12 protein-coding genes and 3 pseudogenes are annotated in these 15,932 nt (G+C 67.7%); 8 read left to right on the top strand and 7 right to left on the bottom strand.

Translation table 11 applies throughout. The annotated features are described in order from the left end of the window. Positions 1-16: 16 nt before the first annotated feature. The 3 genes from denD to WT60_RS24960 all read left to right on the top strand — a co-directional run bounded on the left by denD (position 17) and on the right by WT60_RS24960 (position 3,716). Positions 17-988: a D-erythronate dehydrogenase gene (gene denD / locus WT60_RS24970; RefSeq protein WP_038753240.1), complete on the top strand. Its 972-nt coding sequence runs from the start codon at positions 17-19 to the stop codon at positions 986-988. A 453-nt stretch (positions 989-1,441) separates the two neighbouring features. Continuing rightward, positions 1,442-2,647, top strand: coding sequence for an IS110 family transposase (locus tag WT60_RS24965; RefSeq protein ID WP_038744735.1), 1,206 nt, complete (start codon positions 1,442-1,444; stop codon positions 2,645-2,647). Positions 2,648-3,023: 376 nt separating this feature from the next. Then, positions 3,024-3,716, top strand: coding sequence for an aspartyl/asparaginyl beta-hydroxylase domain-containing protein (locus WT60_RS24960; RefSeq protein ID WP_060355599.1), 693 nt, complete (start codon positions 3,024-3,026; stop codon positions 3,714-3,716). A gap of 7 nt (positions 3,717-3,723) precedes the next feature. On the opposite strand, the gene WT60_RS35375 is transcribed toward WT60_RS24960, so the two are convergent. Then, positions 3,724-4,374, bottom strand: coding sequence for a hypothetical protein (locus WT60_RS35375; protein ID WP_236860921.1), 651 nt, complete (start codon positions 4,372-4,374; stop codon positions 3,724-3,726). On the opposite strand from WT60_RS35375, the gene WT60_RS24950 reads away from it, so the two are divergent. Continuing rightward, positions 4,316-4,966 (top strand): hypothetical protein, encoded by a 651-nt coding sequence (locus WT60_RS24950; protein WP_236860920.1) that lies wholly within the window; start codon positions 4,316-4,318, stop codon positions 4,964-4,966. The genes WT60_RS35375 and WT60_RS24950 overlap by 59 nt on opposite strands. A 60-nt stretch (positions 4,967-5,026) precedes the next feature. Here WT60_RS24950 and WT60_RS24945 read toward each other — a convergent pair. From WT60_RS24945 to WT60_RS24925, 5 genes and pseudogenes are all read right to left on the bottom strand, one after another. Next, positions 5,027-5,935 (bottom strand): annotated as a pseudogene (locus WT60_RS24945) (aspartyl/asparaginyl beta-hydroxylase domain-containing protein). Between the two features lie 367 nt (positions 5,936-6,302). After that, complete coding sequence (locus tag WT60_RS24940; RefSeq protein WP_059575909.1) at positions 6,303-7,253, bottom strand: choline ABC transporter substrate-binding protein; 951 nt, start codon at positions 7,251-7,253, stop codon at positions 6,303-6,305. 100 nt (positions 7,254-7,353) lie between these two features. Beyond that, positions 7,354-8,352: a GlxA family transcriptional regulator gene (locus tag WT60_RS24935; protein ID WP_038753232.1), complete on the bottom strand. Its 999-nt coding sequence runs from the start codon at positions 8,350-8,352 to the stop codon at positions 7,354-7,356. A 104-nt stretch (positions 8,353-8,456) separates the two neighbouring features. Next, positions 8,457-9,359 (bottom strand): choline ABC transporter permease subunit, encoded by a 903-nt coding sequence (choW, locus tag WT60_RS24930; RefSeq protein WP_038753230.1) that lies wholly within the window; start codon positions 9,357-9,359, stop codon positions 8,457-8,459. Next, positions 9,352-10,953 (bottom strand): annotated as a pseudogene (locus tag WT60_RS24925) (glycine betaine/L-proline ABC transporter ATP-binding protein); the annotation flags it as partial. The pseudogene WT60_RS24925 and the gene choW, both read right to left, overlap by 8 nt. Before the next feature lie 95 nt (positions 10,954-11,048). On the opposite strand from WT60_RS24925, the pseudogene WT60_RS35370 reads away from it, so the two are divergent. Further along, positions 11,049-11,296, top strand: a pseudogene (locus WT60_RS35370) (LysR family transcriptional regulator); the annotation flags it as partial. Between the two features lie 621 nt (positions 11,297-11,917). On the opposite strand, the gene WT60_RS35750 reads toward WT60_RS35370, so the two are convergent. Continuing rightward, complete coding sequence (locus tag WT60_RS35750) at positions 11,918-12,109, bottom strand: hypothetical protein (RefSeq protein WP_331458215.1); 192 nt, start codon at positions 12,107-12,109, stop codon at positions 11,918-11,920. Positions 12,110-13,001: 892 nt separating this feature from the next. On the opposite strand from WT60_RS35750, the gene WT60_RS24905 reads away from it, so the two are divergent. The 3 genes from WT60_RS24905 (at position 13,002) to WT60_RS24895 (ending at position 15,302) form a co-directional block, all read left to right on the top strand. After that, on the top strand, positions 13,002-13,664 hold the full coding sequence (locus WT60_RS24905) for an NAD(P)H-dependent oxidoreductase (RefSeq protein ID WP_059575914.1): 663 nt from the start codon (positions 13,002-13,004) through the stop codon (positions 13,662-13,664). Positions 13,665-14,054: 390 nt separating this feature from the next. Continuing rightward, the gene (locus WT60_RS24900) at positions 14,055-14,270 is read left to right on the top strand and encodes a hypothetical protein (RefSeq protein ID WP_004198708.1); all 216 of its coding nucleotides are present in this window, start codon (positions 14,055-14,057) and stop codon (positions 14,268-14,270) included. Positions 14,271-14,399: 129 nt separating this feature from the next. Continuing rightward, a complete protein-coding gene (locus WT60_RS24895) occupies positions 14,400-15,302 on the top strand; it encodes a hypothetical protein (RefSeq protein WP_059575916.1) in 903 nt (300 codons plus the stop codon). Positions 15,303-15,932: the final 630 nt, after the last annotated feature.

The raw sequence follows: 15,932 nt of genomic DNA, 5'->3' as shown, positions 1-15,932 counted from the left end.
CACGAGGCACATTGCGATGAAGGTTCTGATCACTGGCGGCGCCGGCTTTCTCGGCCAGCGTCTCGCGAAACAGCTGCTCGCGCGCGGCGAACTGGCCGGCCCGGACGGCGCGCCGCAGCGGATCGACGAGCTCGTGCTGCTCGACGTCGTCAAGGGCGGCGACTTCGGCGATCCGCGCGTGAGCGCGATCGTCGGCGACATCGGCGAGCGCGCCGTGCTCGACGCCGCGATCGACGCGCGCACGCACGCGATCTTCCATCTCGCCGCGATCGTCAGCGGCCAGGCGGAAGCCGATTTCGACCTCGGGATGCGCATCAACCTCGACGCGTCGCGCCTGCTGCTCGACGTGTGCCGCGCGCGCGGGCACCGGCCGCGCATCGTGTTCACGAGTTCGGTCGCGGTGTACGGCGGCGCGCTGCCCGAGCTCGTCGAGGACGACACCGCGCTCGATCCGCAGTCGTCGTACGGCGTGCAGAAGGCGATCGCCGAGCTGCTGCTGTCGGACTATACGCGCCGCGGCTTCGTCGACGGCCGCGTGCTGCGGCTGCCAACGATCAGCGTGCGGCCGGGCCGGCCGAACGCGGCGGCCTCGTCGTTCGCGAGCGGGATCATTCGCGAGCCGCTGAACGGCGAGGAAGCGGTGTGCCCGGTGCCGGGCGGCACGCGGCTTTGGCTGCTGTCGCCGCGCCGCGCGATCGACGCGCTCGTCGCCGGCTGCGAGCTCGACGGCGCGAAGCTCGGCAACCGGCGCGTGATCAACCTGCCGGGAATCTCGGTGACGGTTGACGAAATGATCGACGCGCTGCGCGAAGTCGCCGGCATCGACGCGGTGAAGCTGATCCGCCGCGCCGAGGACGAGCGCGTCGTGAAGATCGTCGGCAGCTGGCCGGGGCGATGGGACACGTCGCGCGCCGAAGCGCTCGGCCTGAAGGGCGATGCGAGCTTCGTCGACGTGATCCGCAACTACGTCGACGACGATCGGCGCTAAACCGCGCCGCCCGCGCTGCGCGGCGGGCGGGCGCGCCGAATCGGTTCCATTCGGGCTTGGGATTCGGGCTTGGGATTCGGGCTTGGGATTCGGGCTTGGGATTCGGGCTTGGGTTCGGGCTTGCGATTTGAGCCCGCGATTCGAGCCGACGATTCGAGCGTGCGATTCGCCCGCCGCGCCGCGCGGTGCGGCCGCCCGCACCGCGCGGATACGCCCGACGCGCCCCGTTACTATCTTCACGCCCCGATAATCGGGGTTTTGGCCAGCCAGGCCCGGTATGATTCCCGCCCCCAGTCGCAGTCATGATCCGGGGGGTGTTGTCACCGGGCCTGGTGGGTGGCTGGTGATCGCTGATAGGGGTTTGGCCGGGATATCCCGACGCCGTCCGTAACGTGGATGCCGAGACTTGCCACCGTTGTTGCAGGCCAACCCGTTCACTCTGCATAAACTGCAATGCAAGACACCCAACAACATGACGCCATCGATGTCTTCATTGGCGTCGACGTCGGTAAAGGTCAGCATCACGCCGTCGCACTCGATCGGCACGGCAAGCGTCTGTACAACAAGGCGCTACCCAACGACGAGGCCAAGCTGCGCGCCCTCATCGCCGAACTCAAGACTCACGGTCGACTCCTGTTCGTCGTCGATCAGCCTTCCACCATCGGAGCGCTTCCAGTGGCCGTCGCCCGCGCTGAAGGCATACTCGTCGCCTATCTGCCGGGACTGGCCATGCGCCGCATCGCCGATCTGCATGCAGGTGAAGCCAAGACCGACGCCCGCGATGCCGCGATCATTGCCGAATCCGCCCGCTCGATGCCGCATACGCTGCGCTCGCTTCGATTGGCCGACGAGCAGCTCGCCGAGCTCACCATGTTGTGCGGCTTCGACGATGATCTTGCCGCCCAGGTCACTCAAACCAGCAACCGCATTCGCGGCCTGCTCACCCAGATCCATCCGGCGCTCGAGCGCGTTCTCGGACCGCGCCTCGACCATCCAGCGGTGCTCGATCTCCTTGAGCGCTACCCGTCGCCCGCCGCGCTTGCCGCCACCAGCGAGAAGACGCTCGCCAACCGTCTGACCAAGCTCGCGCCCCGTATGGGTAAAAGCTTGGCGACTGAGATCGTTCAGGCTCTGAGCGAACAAGCCGTGATCGTGCCCGGCACGCAGGCTGCCACCATCGTCATGCCCCGCTTGGCCCAGCAACTCGCCGCCTTGCGCAAGCAGCGCGACGAGATCGCCGCCGAAGTGGAGCGACTGGTGCTCGCTCACCCTCTTTGGCCGGTCCTGACCAGCATGCCGGGAGTCGGCGTCAGGACCGCCGCCAGACTCCTGACCGAAGTCGCCCATAAAGCCTTCGCTTCGGCTGCTCATCTGGCGGCCTACGCTGGCCTCGCGCCGGTCACCCGGCGCTCAGGCTCGTCGATCCGTGGCGAGCACCCGTCTAGACGGGGCAACAAGGTGCTCAAGCGCGCCTTGTTCCTCTCCGCCTTCGCGGCCTTACGAGACCCAGTCTCACGGGCCTATTACTCGCGCAAGATCCAGCAAGGCAAGCGCCACAACCAAGCGCTCATCGCACTGGCTCGGCGACGCTGCGACGTCCTGTTCGCCATGCTGCGCGACGGAACCATTTACCAACCCAAGTCGGCCCCTAACGCTTGACGAACAACATAGGGGCACCCCCCGCCTGCCCCGACACGTCGCCACCAGCCGCGCGCCGCGCTCGGCCGGCGTTCCCATTCTCCGCGCCGCCGCGAACCCGCTTACGTTTCGCCGATCGTTCGCTTCCACGCGACAAACGCATGCCCGCCTCGCACGCGGGGCGCTACGCTACTCGGGCGACCGACGCGGACCACCGCCGGGGCGTGATGAAACGAAATGAAACCCGACGAAACGCGGCGCGGCGGCCGGCGAACGCGCAACGCGCCGCGTTTGCGACTATCGTTATAAGAACCCGGTCCTTGATTTCACGCGGCGCGCCGCCGGACGACCGACCGACCGGCCGCGCCCGACGCATCTGCCCGACGAACGCCTGGATATGGCTGCCATCTACGATTTCGGCGCGCGCAAGCTGCGCGACCTCTACGATCGACGAATCCATTGCGGCGCCGAGCTGGACGCGGCCGTGCTGTTTCCGGACGCCGCGCGCTTCACGGGCGCGTGGCGCGCGATCCGCGACGAAGCGCTCGCGGTGTCGCGCGACCTGAGCCGGATTCCGCGCTTCCACGAGATCATGCGCGAGCAGGCGGCGATCTCCGCGAACGACGCGCGCGACTGGCGCATGTTCATCATGCAGGCATACGGCGTGCGCTTCCCGCAAAACCTCGGGCGCTGCCCGACGCTCGCGTCGATCGTCGCGGCGTCGCCCGACGTGCTGTCCGCGTCGTTCTCGTTTCTCGCGCCGGGCAAGCACATCCCGCCGCACCGCGGGCCGTTTCGCGGCATCCTGCGCGGCTATCTGGTGCTGTCGATGCCCAGGCGCGCGGACGGCGCGCCCGCCGCCGCCCTAAAGATCGACGGCCGCGACTACCGCCTCGACGACGGCCAGTTCCTGCTATGGGACGACACGTTCGAGCACGAAGTCTGGAACGAGAGCGACGACGTGCGGATCGTGCTGCTGCTCGACATCCGCCGCCGCGACCTGCCGACCGCGCTCGCGCTGCTGTCAGGCGCGCTGATCCGGATCGTGCGCGTCGCGATCCGGCTGCGCGGCGGCGCGATTCCGGTCTAGGGCCCGCTCACGCCGACGACGGGCTTGCGCCGGCCGCGCCGCTCGCGCCGCCCCACGGCCAGCCGCGCGCCGCGCACGCGGAAATCACGGAAATCTCGGAAATCTCGGGAATCGCGACAACGCGCGCCGCACCGCTTCGCCACACAACGCTTCGCTTTCCGCGCGCGCCCTTCGCGCCGCGCGCGTGCGGCGCGCCGCCCCGCTCATAAGATTGCGGGCCTCGGCCGCTGTCGGCCGCCTCCACCCGCACGCCCATGATCCGAATTCCCGGCAACATCGTCGGCGCCCCGCTCGCCACGAACCTTGCAGCCTCGTTCGGCGACGAGCGGTTGCCGTCCTCGATCGACGCCGACATCGACGCCAATGTCCGGCAACAATTGAAACGACTGGTTCGACAAGCGATCCGCGAATGCGGCGGGCCCGATTCGCAGCGAACGCCGCATTCGTCGCAGCCGCCGCTGCGGTTCGCGATGACGTCTGCGGCCGATGCCGACGCCCCGCTGTCGCTCGTCGAATCGACGAACGATGCGCCGAACGATGCGCCGCCCGCGCGCTGCGTCGCATCGCCCGATCCGTCGATGGCGCGCTTTGCGGCGCAAATGCCGGACGCGCAAACGAAACGCCCGCCCGGCGACAACCGCACCGCGCAGCGGATCATCGACGACAATCCGCTCCTCAAGCACCTCGGCAACCAGAGCGGCATCCGCGACAAGCTGAACCAGTTCGTCGGCGGCGACATGTACAACGATCCCGATCAGGCATACAAGGCCGCGGCGCTGCTCACGTACGTGAAGAGCGCGAAGAACCGCGAAGGCGGCGAGCGGCCGAACGACGTCGTCGGCGACGGCAAGATCGACGGGTTCACGAAGGACGGCGACGCGCGGCACGGCACCGAAGCGGGCCTGCTGCAGGACGTCGTGGGCGGCGGCGGCTGGCAGCATCTGCGCGAAACCGGTCACCAGCTCGACCAGACGAGCGACACGCACGTACGGCTCGACGGCACCAACAAGGACAATCTCCAATGGGGCTTCGAGCAGGCCGGCAAATATATCGTCGCGGTGTTCAAGGGCATCGGCAGGGCGGTCGTCGACATCGTCACGAAGGGCCGCTTCAATCCGGTGTCGGCGGTGCTGAGCGTCGTCAAGAACGTCGGCACGCAGGTCGCGAAACAGGCGGTCGAGGACAGCAACCTGTCGAGCGACGCGAAGCGAAAGGCGAACAAGGTGTTCGGCGCGCTCGATTTCTTCTGATCCGGCAGCCAACGCCGCGCCGGCGACGCCGGAAGCGAAACGGCGCGCGCGAGCGAACGCTCACCGCCACGGTATCGCGACGAGTAGCCGGCCGAACAGCGCCCACTTGACGACGTAATAGGCGGTGCGATTCCACGCCTTCATCCGCTTGCCGATGCGCCGGATCGCGTACAGATAGCGGAACAGCCGGTTCAGGCCTCCCGTGCGGTCACCCGTTTCGTTCGGCGACGCCGCCGCGCGCATCCGAGCGCCGCCGATCGCGCCGTTCACCGCCTGCGCCCGGCGGTATCGCATCGGCCGCTCGATGTCGCGGAACAGAATGATGCGGTCCTGATCGGTGCGGCTCTCGGCCCAATGCAGATAGGTTTCGTCGAACATCACCGCCTCGCCGTCGCGCCACGCGTACGGATCGCCGTCGACGACGATCGCGCATTCGTCGTCGTTCGGCGTCGTTCGGCGTCGCGAGCCCGAGGTGATCGCGCAGCGACCCGGCGTACGGATCGCGATGCAGCCCGAGCTTGCCCCCCGGCGGCAGCTGCGCGAGCATCGCCGCCTTTACCGACGGAATCTTCGACAGGATCGCGAGCGAGCGCGGACGATGCGCGAGCGCCGACGGATGCGGACGGTCGTACCACTTCAGGCAGAACCGCTTCCAGCCCTTGCGGAAGAACGAATTGAAGCCGATGTCGTCGTACTCGCCCGACGCCTTGATCCGGCTGTCGTCGCGCAACGCGAGCGCCTCGTCGCGGAACGTGTTCCACTCGCGTCTGAGGATCGCGAACTCCGGAAAATGCGACTCGTCGAATACGGCGTATTCGGCACGGTGGAGAACGCGTAAGCGAAACAATTGAGCGGAGCGGTGAACGTCGAGTGATCGGGCAGTTGGCGGAAGAACCCGTGACGCACCTTTCCGCGTCGATGCGTGAACGCCGCGCACGCGACGAAGATGAACAGAACGGCCCGGCGCATTTCTTTTGCCCCCGTTACAGCGTATGCGGGCGATTCCAGGAGCCCGTTTGAAAATTGATGAAATGGCGAATTCCAGCTCATCTGGTCCACGCCTGCACTCCTTGCCGACGGGCTACTTGCAAAGCAGCGCCCTACATCAGCGTGGCTACGAGGGCGGAAATTTGCATTTCCAACCGGGCTCTAAGAAAACTTTCAGCTTTCTGCTTTTTGGAAGCGTCCGGGGAGCACGGCGCGCGACGGGCGCCGATGGCCGGAAGGTTTCAGGGGAAGGAAGGCGACCGCCCGCCTCGGCGACGCGCGCCGACGACCAAGCGGCCGACGGCCGCGCGACTCGGGGCTGTGCCCGCCTCGCGCGGCGAACCCGGCGTTACTGGATGCCGAGGTAATGCTTGACGGCGGGCAGGCCCGGCTTGCCGTCGAACGTCGTCACGCCGGCGAGCCACTTGTCGAGCGACTGCGGGTTCGCCTTCAGCCATTCGGCCGCCGCCTTGTTCGGCTCTTCCTTGTTCATGATCGGCAGCATCACGTGATTCTCGATCGACGTCGTGAACTGCAGATTCGACACGAACTTCGCGACGTTCGGGCAGCGCGCCGCGTAATCGGGCGGCGTCGCAGTCAGCACCTTCGCTTCGCCGTAATTCGGGCCGAACACGTCGTCGCCGCCGCTCAGGTAATCGATCTTCATCTGCACGTTCATCGGATGCGGCTCCCAGCCGAGGAACACGATCCACTGCTTGTCGCGGATCGCGCGGTTCACTTCGACGAGCATCCCCGCCTCGCTCGACTCGACGAGCTTGAACTTGCCGAGGCCGAACTGGTTGCCGTCGACCATCTTCTTGATGAGCGCGTTGCCGTCGTTGCCGGGCTCGATCCCGTAGATCTTGCCGTTCAGCTTGTCCGCGTACTTCTGGATGTCGGCGAACGACTTCAGGCCGCCCTGGTACACGTAGTCGGGCACCGCGAGCGTGTACTTCGCGCCCGTCAGGTTCGGCGCGGCGAGCACCTTGATCGTGCCTGCCTTCGTGAACGGCGCGATCATCGGGTCCATCGTCGGCGACCAGTAGCCGAGAAACACGTCGATCTGCTTGCTCTTGATCCCGGCGAACGTGATCGGCACCGACGCGATCGTCTTCGTCGGCGCATAGCCGAGCCCGGCGAGCATCGTCGACGCGAGCCCCGTCGTCGCGGCGATGTCGGTCCAGCCGACGTCCGCAAAGCGCACGGCCTTGCAGGTCGGCGGATCGCCCGCCCGGGCGCTCGCGAGCGGCGCGGCCGCGATGGCGAGCCCGCAGGCCGCCGCGATCAGATTTCGCTTCATCGTGCTTCTCCTCATCTACAAAGATGTCGTCAACATGGGATCGATTCGTGGCTTGAACGCGCGCCGCGATCCCGGCGGCCGCGCGTTTCGTTCGATGCGCTCAGCGCGCCGGCACGCGCCGCTCGTGGCTCGGCGCATGGCCGAACTGCGCGCGGTACGCCTTGCTGAAATGGCACGGCGAATGAAAGCCGCAGATCGTCGTCACGCGCGCGATCGACGCATCGGTGGTGCGCAGCAGATCGCGCGCGCGCTTCAGGCGCAGCGTCAGGTAGTAATGCGTCGGCGACACGTTCAGATAGACCTTGAACATCCGTTGCACATGGCGCTGCGACAGCCGCACGAGCCGCGCGAGCTCCTCGAGCGACAGCGGCTCCTCGATGTTCGCCTCCATCAGCCGCACGACTTCGATCAGCTCCGCGCGCGAGAAGCCGACGCGCGCGTCGACCGGAATCGGCTGCGGATCGGTCGCGCCGCGAATGCGCTCGAGAATGAACTGCTCGGAGACCTGCGCGGCGAGCGGCGGCCCGAGCCGCGCGCCGACGAGGTTCAGCATCAGGTCGAGCGGCGCGGTGCCGCCGGTGCAGGTCAGGCGGTCGCGATCGACGACGAACAGCTCGTCGGCGAAGCGCACCTGCGGAAACTCCGCGTACAGCGCCGACAGGTTCTCCCAATGCACCGCGCACCGGTAGCCGTCGAGCAGCCCGCACGCCATCAGCGCGTACGCGCCCGTGCAGATGCCGCCGAGCGGCACGCCGCGCGCGGCGAGCGCCGCGAGCGCGCCGCGCACCGGCTCGTCGACCGCCTCGCGAATCCGGATGCCGCCGCAGACGATCATCGCGTCGGGCGGATCGTCGAGGTCGAGCGGCTGCGTCGGCCGCACCGCGATCCCGTTGCTCGCGCGCACGGGCGCGCCGTCGAGCGAGAAGATCGACCAGCGGTAGTGGTCGGCGCGCGCGACGTAGTTCGCCATGCGCAGCACTTCGACCGCGCTCGTGAACGCGATCATCGAGAAATTCGGCAACGTCAGGAACCCGAAATGCGCGACCGAGGAAACCGGCTCGGCGCAGTCGGCGGGTGCGGCAGCGGCGGCGGACGTCACATCGTTCTCCAGCGAACGGATTGCACGAAGCCGCTCCGGCGGCGGACGGCCCGCCGGAGACGACCGGATCGGCGAAACGAAGAGGCGAGGGAGTGCGGGACGCGTCAGGCCTGCGCGACCGGCGAGCGCGAACGCGGACCGAGCCATTGCCGCAGGCCCGAGAAAAGCGGCGCCTTCGCCGTGCCCGGCGCGCGGCCGAAGCTCTCGGTGATGCGATCGAGAATGATCGCGAGCAGCACGACCGACAGGCCACTTTCGAAGCCGAGGCCGATGTCGAGGCGCTGGATGCTCGCGAGCACGTCGTTGCCGAGGCCGCCCGCGCCGACCATCGACGCGATGATCACCATCGACAGCGCCATCATGATCGTCTGGTTCACGCCCTGCATGATCGACGGCAACGCGTTCGGAAACTGCACCTTGTAGAGCAGCTGCCACGGCGTGCATCCGAACGCCTGCCCCGCCTCGACGATCTCGCGGTTCACGTGGCGGATGCCGAGGCTCGTCAGGCGCACCGCGGGCGGCATCGCGAAGATCACCGTCGACAGGATGCCCGGCACGCGGCCGAGGCCGAACAGCATCGCGGCCGGAATCAGATAGACGAACGCGGGCATCGTCTGCATCAGGTCGAGGATCGGCCGCACGATCGCGGCGACCCACTTGCTCTTCGCGGCCCAGATGCCGAGCGGAATACCGAGCACGAGGCTCACGATCGTCGACGACAGCGTGAGCCCGAGCGTGACGACCGTCTGGTCCCAGAAGCCCGTCGCGAAGATCAGGAGCAGCGACGCCGCGGTGAAGATCGCGAAGCGCCAGCCGACGCGCCAGAGCCCCACGCCGATGAAGATCGCCATCATCAGCCACATCGGCACGGCCTGCAGCCCGTGCTCGACGAGCGCGGCGAGCCCTTCGATCGCGCGGCCGATCGCGTCGAACGTCTTCGCGTCGTGGTCGAGCAGATAGTGAACCGTCTGGTCGACCCAGCTGCCGAGCGGAATGAGTTCAGACATGGGAACCTCGCGAACGCGTAATGGCTTTCAGGAGCACGGCCCGATCGACCGAGCCGCAGTAGCGGCCGTCGTCGTCGACGACGGGCAGCGCGTGCGAATGCGCGACGACGCGCTCGACGACGTGCTCGAGCGTCGCGTCGCGCCGGATGCTTTCGACCTGGCGCACGTTCGGCGTCGCGCCGTTCAGCGCGTCGCGCGTGACGAAGCCGCGAATCTTGCGCGCCTCGTCGAGCACGAACGCGTATTCGGCGCTGCCGTTCAGCGACGCGGCGACATGCGTCGCATCGAGCTTCGACACGAGCGGCACCGCGCCCGTCAGCATCAGGTCGCCCGCCGTCAGGTAGCGGCTCGTGTCGATGCCTTCGAAGAACGCGCGCACGTAGTCGTCGGCGGGGTTCGCGATGATCTCCTGCGGCGTGCCGACCTGCACGAGCCGGCCGCCTTCCATGATCGCGATGCGGCTGCCGATGCGCAGCGCCTCCTCGAGATCGTGCGACACGAACATGATCGTGCGGCGCTGCTCCTTCTGAAGCTGCAGCAGCACGTTCTGCATTTCCTTGCGCTTGAGCGGATCGAGCGCGGAGAACGCCTCGTCCATGATCATCAGCGACGGGTTGACGGCGAGCGCGCGCGCGAGGCCGACGCGCTGCTGCATGCCGCCCGAAAGCTCGGCGGGCAGCTTGTGCGCGAACTGCGCGAGGCCCACCTGCTCGAGCACGTCCATCGCGCGCCGCTCGCGGTCCTTGCGGCTCATGCCGGCGACTTCGAGCCCGAACGCGGCGTTCGACAGCACCGTGCGCTGCGGCATCAGCGCGAACGACTGGAACACCATGCTCATGTCCGTGCGGCGCAGCGCGGTCAGCTCCGCGCGGCGCACCGCGGCGACGTCGCGCCCGTCGATCATCACCTTGCCGGCGCTCGGCTCGACGAGCCGGTTGACGAGCCGGATCAGCGTCGACTTGCCGGAGCCGGACAGGCCCATCAACACGAAAATCTCGCCTTCCCGCACGTCGAACGACACGTTGTGCACGCCGACCACCTGGCCCGTGCGCGCGAACACTTCATCCTTCGTCGCGCCCGCGGCGAGCATGTCGAGCGCTTGCCGCGGATTGCTTCCAAACACCTTGCACAGACCTTCGACTACGACCTTCGGGGCATCCATTGCAACGTCTCCTCGTTGAGCGGGGAAATACGCCGTCACAGCGTGCCTACATGGTTGCCAGAAAAAACCCCGTGCAGCCGACGAATTACGACAAACGCTTGCGCAAATGCGACACGTTTGTACAAGTGATGCGAGCGAGCGTTTCGGCGCGCGGACGAAAGCGGCCGCCAATCCGGATGATGCGCCGCAGCGCGCGGCGCGGCCCCGGCGGGCGGCCCGCGCGGCCGCGCGCGCCCATGCCGCGCGCGTGGGCCGCGACGCGCATTTGCGCGATGCGCAATCGGGGCTCGAACGAGCGCCGCAGCCCATCCGCGCGGGCTTTCGCCGCCGCGCATTTGTCGTTTTCCGCCGCGCGCGCGGCGATGCGGCGGGCATCCGCGCCCGGCGCAATTCCGCAGACTGATTCGTGTCGGTTCATCGCTGTTCGCCGTTGATTCGCCCGTCGCGCGCTCGAGCCGGCGACGCCATCGAGACATGAGCCGCGCTCCGCCCGCCAACTCCGGTCGACGATCGCGATCGATATCAGAATGCTCGACTTCAACCTGCTGAAGGCATTCGATGCGCCGCTGGACGAACGCAACGTGACGCGCGCGGCCGCCCGGTTCGCGCTGACGCAGCCGGCGGTGAGCGGCATGGCGACCCGGTTGCTAGAAAGTTCCGCGCCCCGCTTCGTGCGCATGCAACGCGTGCGTCGTGCCGACGCAGCGCGCGCTCGAGCTCGCGGGCTCCGTCAAGCGCGCGCGTGCTCGGCGAGATCGACGCAATGCTGCGCCCCGCCGCTCGCGATTCCCGGGTTCGACAAGGTCGCCGTCCGGCACGAACGCGCGCTTCGCGATCCGGCGCACGCGCGGCTGCTCCAGACATGCGGCGCGAAGGGCAAGCCGGCCGCGCGGAGGAAGCGCGTGGGCTAGCGGCTTTGGTTTGGACTTTGCCGTTGCAACGCGGCGGGATGCATGCGCGTGCCTTGCCGCATTTGCATGTGCATGCATGTATAGTGCGTCGGCATTTCCGTTTGCATGAGTGCGTGGACGTGAATGGGCATGGGCGTATGCGAGCGTGTCCGCGTCGGTGCGATGTGCGATGTGCGATGCTCGTGTCCGATGTGCATGTGCATTCACATGTACGTGTACGTTTGTGTCGGTGTCGGTGTCGGTGTCGGCGTTGTCGACTATGCAGCCCTTTGTCGACGCATCGTGTATGCGTCCACATCGCAACCTTCGCCTTCGCCCGCAATTGCAGTTGCAATTGCAATTGCAACTGCAACTGCAACGCAACGCAACGCAACCGATCATTCCATGACGTGAACCGCGTGCCTGCGCGCGATGCGTCGCCGCTCCGCACGCGGCGCGCTCGACCGCGTCGAACCGCGCACACACCCCGGCGCGCAACATCAACGCTACGCGCGAACCTTCGCGGCGACGGCCGCGGCCGTCGCCGCGAGCCCGTCGATCCACGCCCGACCCGCGTTCACCATCGAATTCGGCTTCGTCGCGGCGAGCTCCCGCGCCGGCTGGCCGATCTGCGTCTCCTGCGTGAGGATGCGCACGCGGCCGCCCGGCAAATCCTCGAAGAGCCACGCGCGATGCACGTCGAGCGCCGTGTCGCTCGCACCGTCGCCCCGACCGTGCCATGCGATCCGCGCCGGCCGGCCGAGGGCGGGGGCTCGTACTCGCCCCCGCCTCGACGGAGAAGCCGAACGTCATGAACCTGAATCGCGCGCCGAGCCGCGGCGTCGGACCCAAGCCGTCGTGAAAGCGTATGTCGGATACGTCCTCGTAACAGCCCGGCCACGCCGACGTGTCGTTGAGGTGCGGCCACACGTCGGCGGCGGCGAGGCCCTGCACGACGGCCTCGTTGGATACGCGGTTGCCGGTCGTGCCCGACAAGAAGCGCGCGGGCCATACGATGTCGCTCCTGGATGCCTATCCTCGATGGACGAGGCGAAACGGGCTAGGCGCCGCACGAGCGCCCCCCTGAATCGCGGCGCGTTTCGCCTGATCGTCGCTCGGCGGATATCGATCCAATCGCGATTCTTGATTTGCGCCATGGCCATAAGATGGCGCGATATCACACGAACCGGCCCGCAGCGCCCTCTTCGCCGTCGATCCGAGGCGCGCGGCACGCCGCAGCACTGCAACGGATTCGAACGCGGCGACAATCGGGCAACGGCATCGCGCCGCTCGCCCGGGCGCGCGCCCGCCGCCGCATCCGCCGCGCGCGGACACGAAAAAAAGCCCCGCCGACATTCCCACCGGCGGGGCCAACCCATGTCAGAGAAGATTTCATGGAGGAGACGGAAGCGATCATATCGGCCCGTCCGCCGCATCCCAACCAAGCATTTCTGCTATCCAATTGCGCCGCGCGCGACGCCGGCCCGGCGGCCGCCGGGCATATCGATAGAACGAAAAGTCGTTTCCCGGGCGCCGATTGGGTCGCTAACATGCAACTCTCCGCCTGATTCAGCCAGGCGCCGCACCCTCATGGAGCGCACTTTGACCGCATTCGACCAACATCGCCGGCCGTTCATCGTCGGCATCGGCGGCACGACCCGCGCGGCCTCGTCGACCGAGCGCGCGCTCGGCTTCGCGCTGCGCGGCGCGCAGGCCGCGGGCGCCCGCACCCGCCTGTTCGACGGCCCGTTCCTGCACACGCTGCCGCACTACGCGCCCGAGCGGCGCGCGCTCACCGACGCGCAGCACGAGCTGATCGACGCGGTGCGCGCGGCCGATGCGATCGTCATCGCGACGCCCGGCTACCACGGCGGCGTGTCCGGCCTCGTGAAGAATGCGCTCGACACGCTCGAGGAACTGCGCGCCGACGAGCGTCCCTATCTCGACGGGCGCGCGGTCGGCTGCATCGTCACCGCCTATGGCTGGCAGGCGGCGGGCACGGTGCTGACGTCGCTGCGCGCGATCGTCCACGCGCTGCGCGGCTGGCCGACGCCGTTCGGCGCCGCGGTCAACACGCTCGAGACACGCTTCGAAACGGCCGACAGTTGCTCCGACACGAAGGTCGCGGCGCAGCTCGAAACCGTCGGCGCGCAAGCCGCCGAATTCGCGCTCGCGTTCGCATTGCACCGCGCGGCGACCCGCGTCGCCGGCGGCGGCGCGCTTGCGCCGGCGCTGGAAGCCGCGACGAGCTGAACGCATACGCGGCGCAGCGCGGCGAGCGCTTCGTCCGTCCGTCGATCGCTCGCGGCGCCTGCACGTCGCCGCGCCGATTCGTCTCCTTCATCGTCGGTCCCGCTCATTCACTGCCCGATCGCGAGCGCAAGCCGCCCCGCCATCGGGCAACGCATCGCCTCGTCGCCTCCCCGCTCGATCGCCCGGGTTTGTCGCACGGTCGAACGCGGGGCCGTCCATGCTCGCGACACGGCGTGCGGCGCCCCCCCGTCGCGCGCCGCATATGCGACGAAGATGCCTGGGTCATGACCATTCGCCCGCGCCGAGTGATTTGCTTACGTTTAAAGATTGGTTCACGCGCGCGAGGCGATTGCTTACGCTGCACGCACGTTCCATCCCTTCGCGAAAGCCATGAATCGTTCGATCCGCTACAAGGGTTATGAGGTTGCGCCCGCCGCGGCGCGCTTGCCGAACGGCCTGTTCGCCGCGAACCTCACGATCGAGAAGGCCGGCCCCGCGCCCGCGCGCGCCTACTCGTTCGACGCCATCGATTTCTTCTTCGACGAAGAGCACGCGCTCGCCTATGCGTTCCGCTGGGGACGCCTCTGGGTCGATTCGCACTGTTGACGCCGGCGCGGGCCCCGGCCGGCGTGCCCGCCCGCGCCCTCGGCGCTTGCGGGGCCGGCCGCCAAAATACGTGATTCGTCGAGCTATGTAAGAATCGTCAGCTCCCGAAATCACGATACCAATCAGGCCATGTCTGACACGCTGCGACAAGAGCAAGCGGCGGCGGATCACGCTATGCGCAACTGGGTCCATGAGAGTCGCGGCCCGGTGCAGATCGGTTCCGACACGCACAAGCAGATGTTCTGCCGGATGCTGCTCGATACCCACAACCCGTACAAGCCGGCCGTCATCGGCTGGCCGCCCCTCAGCCCCGAAGAACTTCAGCGCCTGACGTCGCTGCCCATCTGGGACATCGCCGTGCAGACCGAAGGTCGCGCGTCGATTCGCGTCGCGACGTTCGCGTCGACCGTGCGCGATCCGCTGCTGCGCCGGGCGCTCGACATGGACGCGGCCGAGGAAGCGCGCCACAAGGCCGTGCTGTCGAAGCTCGTCGAGGCGTACGGCATCCGGCTTGCGCCCGAGCCCGCGTATCCGGCGCCGAAGGACGCCGAATGGGCGTGGATGGTCACGGGCTTCAGCGAGTGCATCGACAGCTTCTTCGCGTTCGGGCTGTTCCGCTCCGCGCAGCGCTCGGGCTATTTTCCGGAAGCGCTCGTCGAGACGTTCGAGCCGGTGATTCAGGAAGAAGGCCGGCACATCCTGTTCTTCGTGAACTGGTTCGCATGGTACGGGCGCAACATGCCGTGGTGGCGCAGGCCGTGGCTCTTCGCGCGAGTCGCGGCGGTGTGGGCGCTCCTGATCTGGGAACGCATCGGCATTGCGCGCGGCATCGACGCCGACGGCGTCGCGCGCGACGCGAACTTTCCGGCCAACACGGCGACGACGGTCGGCGACGCGCTGAACCCGCGCGAGTTGATCGCGCTGTGTCTCGCCGAGAACGAACGGCGCATGGCGGGCTACGACAAGCGGCTGCTGCGGCCGATGATCGTGCCGCGGCTCGCGCGCCTCGCGCTGCGCTTCATCAAGAAATAGCCCTCGTTTGCGGGCGGCGTCGCCACGCGGCTCGCAGCGCCATGGGCGAGCGCGACGCCGCCCTGCCATGCCCCGTCGACGGAGCACGCCGATCGATCGGCGTTCGCGCGCCTGCGCTTTCCGTTACTCCGGCTTCGTCGGCGTGCGCCGCGCACCTGTCGTCCGCCGCCGAGCGTGCGAGCGAATGCCGCGCACGCCACGGTCGATCGTCGCGAAAACGATACATTACGAACGCCTGATCACACGATTAAAAACCGCCGCGCCCCACGTCACGCTCGGCAAAAAATACCGCACCGGAAGCGGCAGGCGGCGTCGCAGCGTTGCGCGCAAGCGTTCGGCATTCGTCCACGTTCTTGCTCGATTACGAGCCGTTTTTCGCATCTATCGCTAGCTGCTCGACAATCCGCGGGTGCACAAGCAATACGAAAGCATTGTGACAAAGCGTATCAGACAGGTAACGATGCCCGGCAATTACACCGGCGACGCGTAATTGTGAGCAAGAGACTTGGAAGCATCGCCGACATTTCTCGGACAATTTGTGCACAAGACGAGCAATTGATCGCCTCGCCCCCTACACCCCGCAGACGCCCGCCCGACGTGACAGCGCACGATCCGGCGCACCAACGGACA

Origin of the sequence: Burkholderia sp. MSMB617WGS, from assembly GCF_001532025.2 — a bacterium.
Classification (GTDB): domain Bacteria; phylum Pseudomonadota; class Gammaproteobacteria; order Burkholderiales; family Burkholderiaceae; genus Burkholderia; species Burkholderia savannae.
This window is presented reverse-complemented; position numbering and strand designations above follow the sequence as displayed.

Bases quoted from the DNA above. Each gene is read 5' to 3' on its own strand.
- denD (WP_038753240.1), top strand. From the start codon at position 17: ATGAAGGTTCTGATCACTGGCGGCGCCGGCTTTCTCGGCCAGCGTCTC.
- WT60_RS24965 (WP_038744735.1), top strand. From the start codon at position 1,442: ATGCAAGACACCCAACAACATGACGCCATCGATGTCTTCATTGGCGTC.
- WT60_RS24960 (WP_060355599.1), top strand. From the start codon at position 3,024: ATGGCTGCCATCTACGATTTCGGCGCGCGCAAGCTGCGCGACCTCTAC.
- WT60_RS24950 (WP_236860920.1), top strand. From the start codon at position 4,316: ATGCCGGACGCGCAAACGAAACGCCCGCCCGGCGACAACCGCACCGCG.
- WT60_RS35375 (WP_236860921.1), bottom strand. From the start codon at position 4,374: ATGATCCGCTGCGCGGTGCGGTTGTCGCCGGGCGGGCGTTTCGTTTGC.
- WT60_RS24940 (WP_059575909.1), bottom strand. From the start codon at position 7,253: ATGAAGCGAAATCTGATCGCGGCGGCCTGCGGGCTCGCCATCGCGGCC.
- choW (WP_038753230.1), bottom strand. From the start codon at position 9,359: ATGTCTGAACTCATTCCGCTCGGCAGCTGGGTCGACCAGACGGTTCAC.
- WT60_RS24905 (WP_059575914.1), top strand. From the start codon at position 13,002: ATGGAGCGCACTTTGACCGCATTCGACCAACATCGCCGGCCGTTCATC.
- WT60_RS24900 (WP_004198708.1), top strand. From the start codon at position 14,055: ATGAATCGTTCGATCCGCTACAAGGGTTATGAGGTTGCGCCCGCCGCG.
- WT60_RS24895 (WP_059575916.1), top strand. From the start codon at position 14,400: ATGTCTGACACGCTGCGACAAGAGCAAGCGGCGGCGGATCACGCTATG.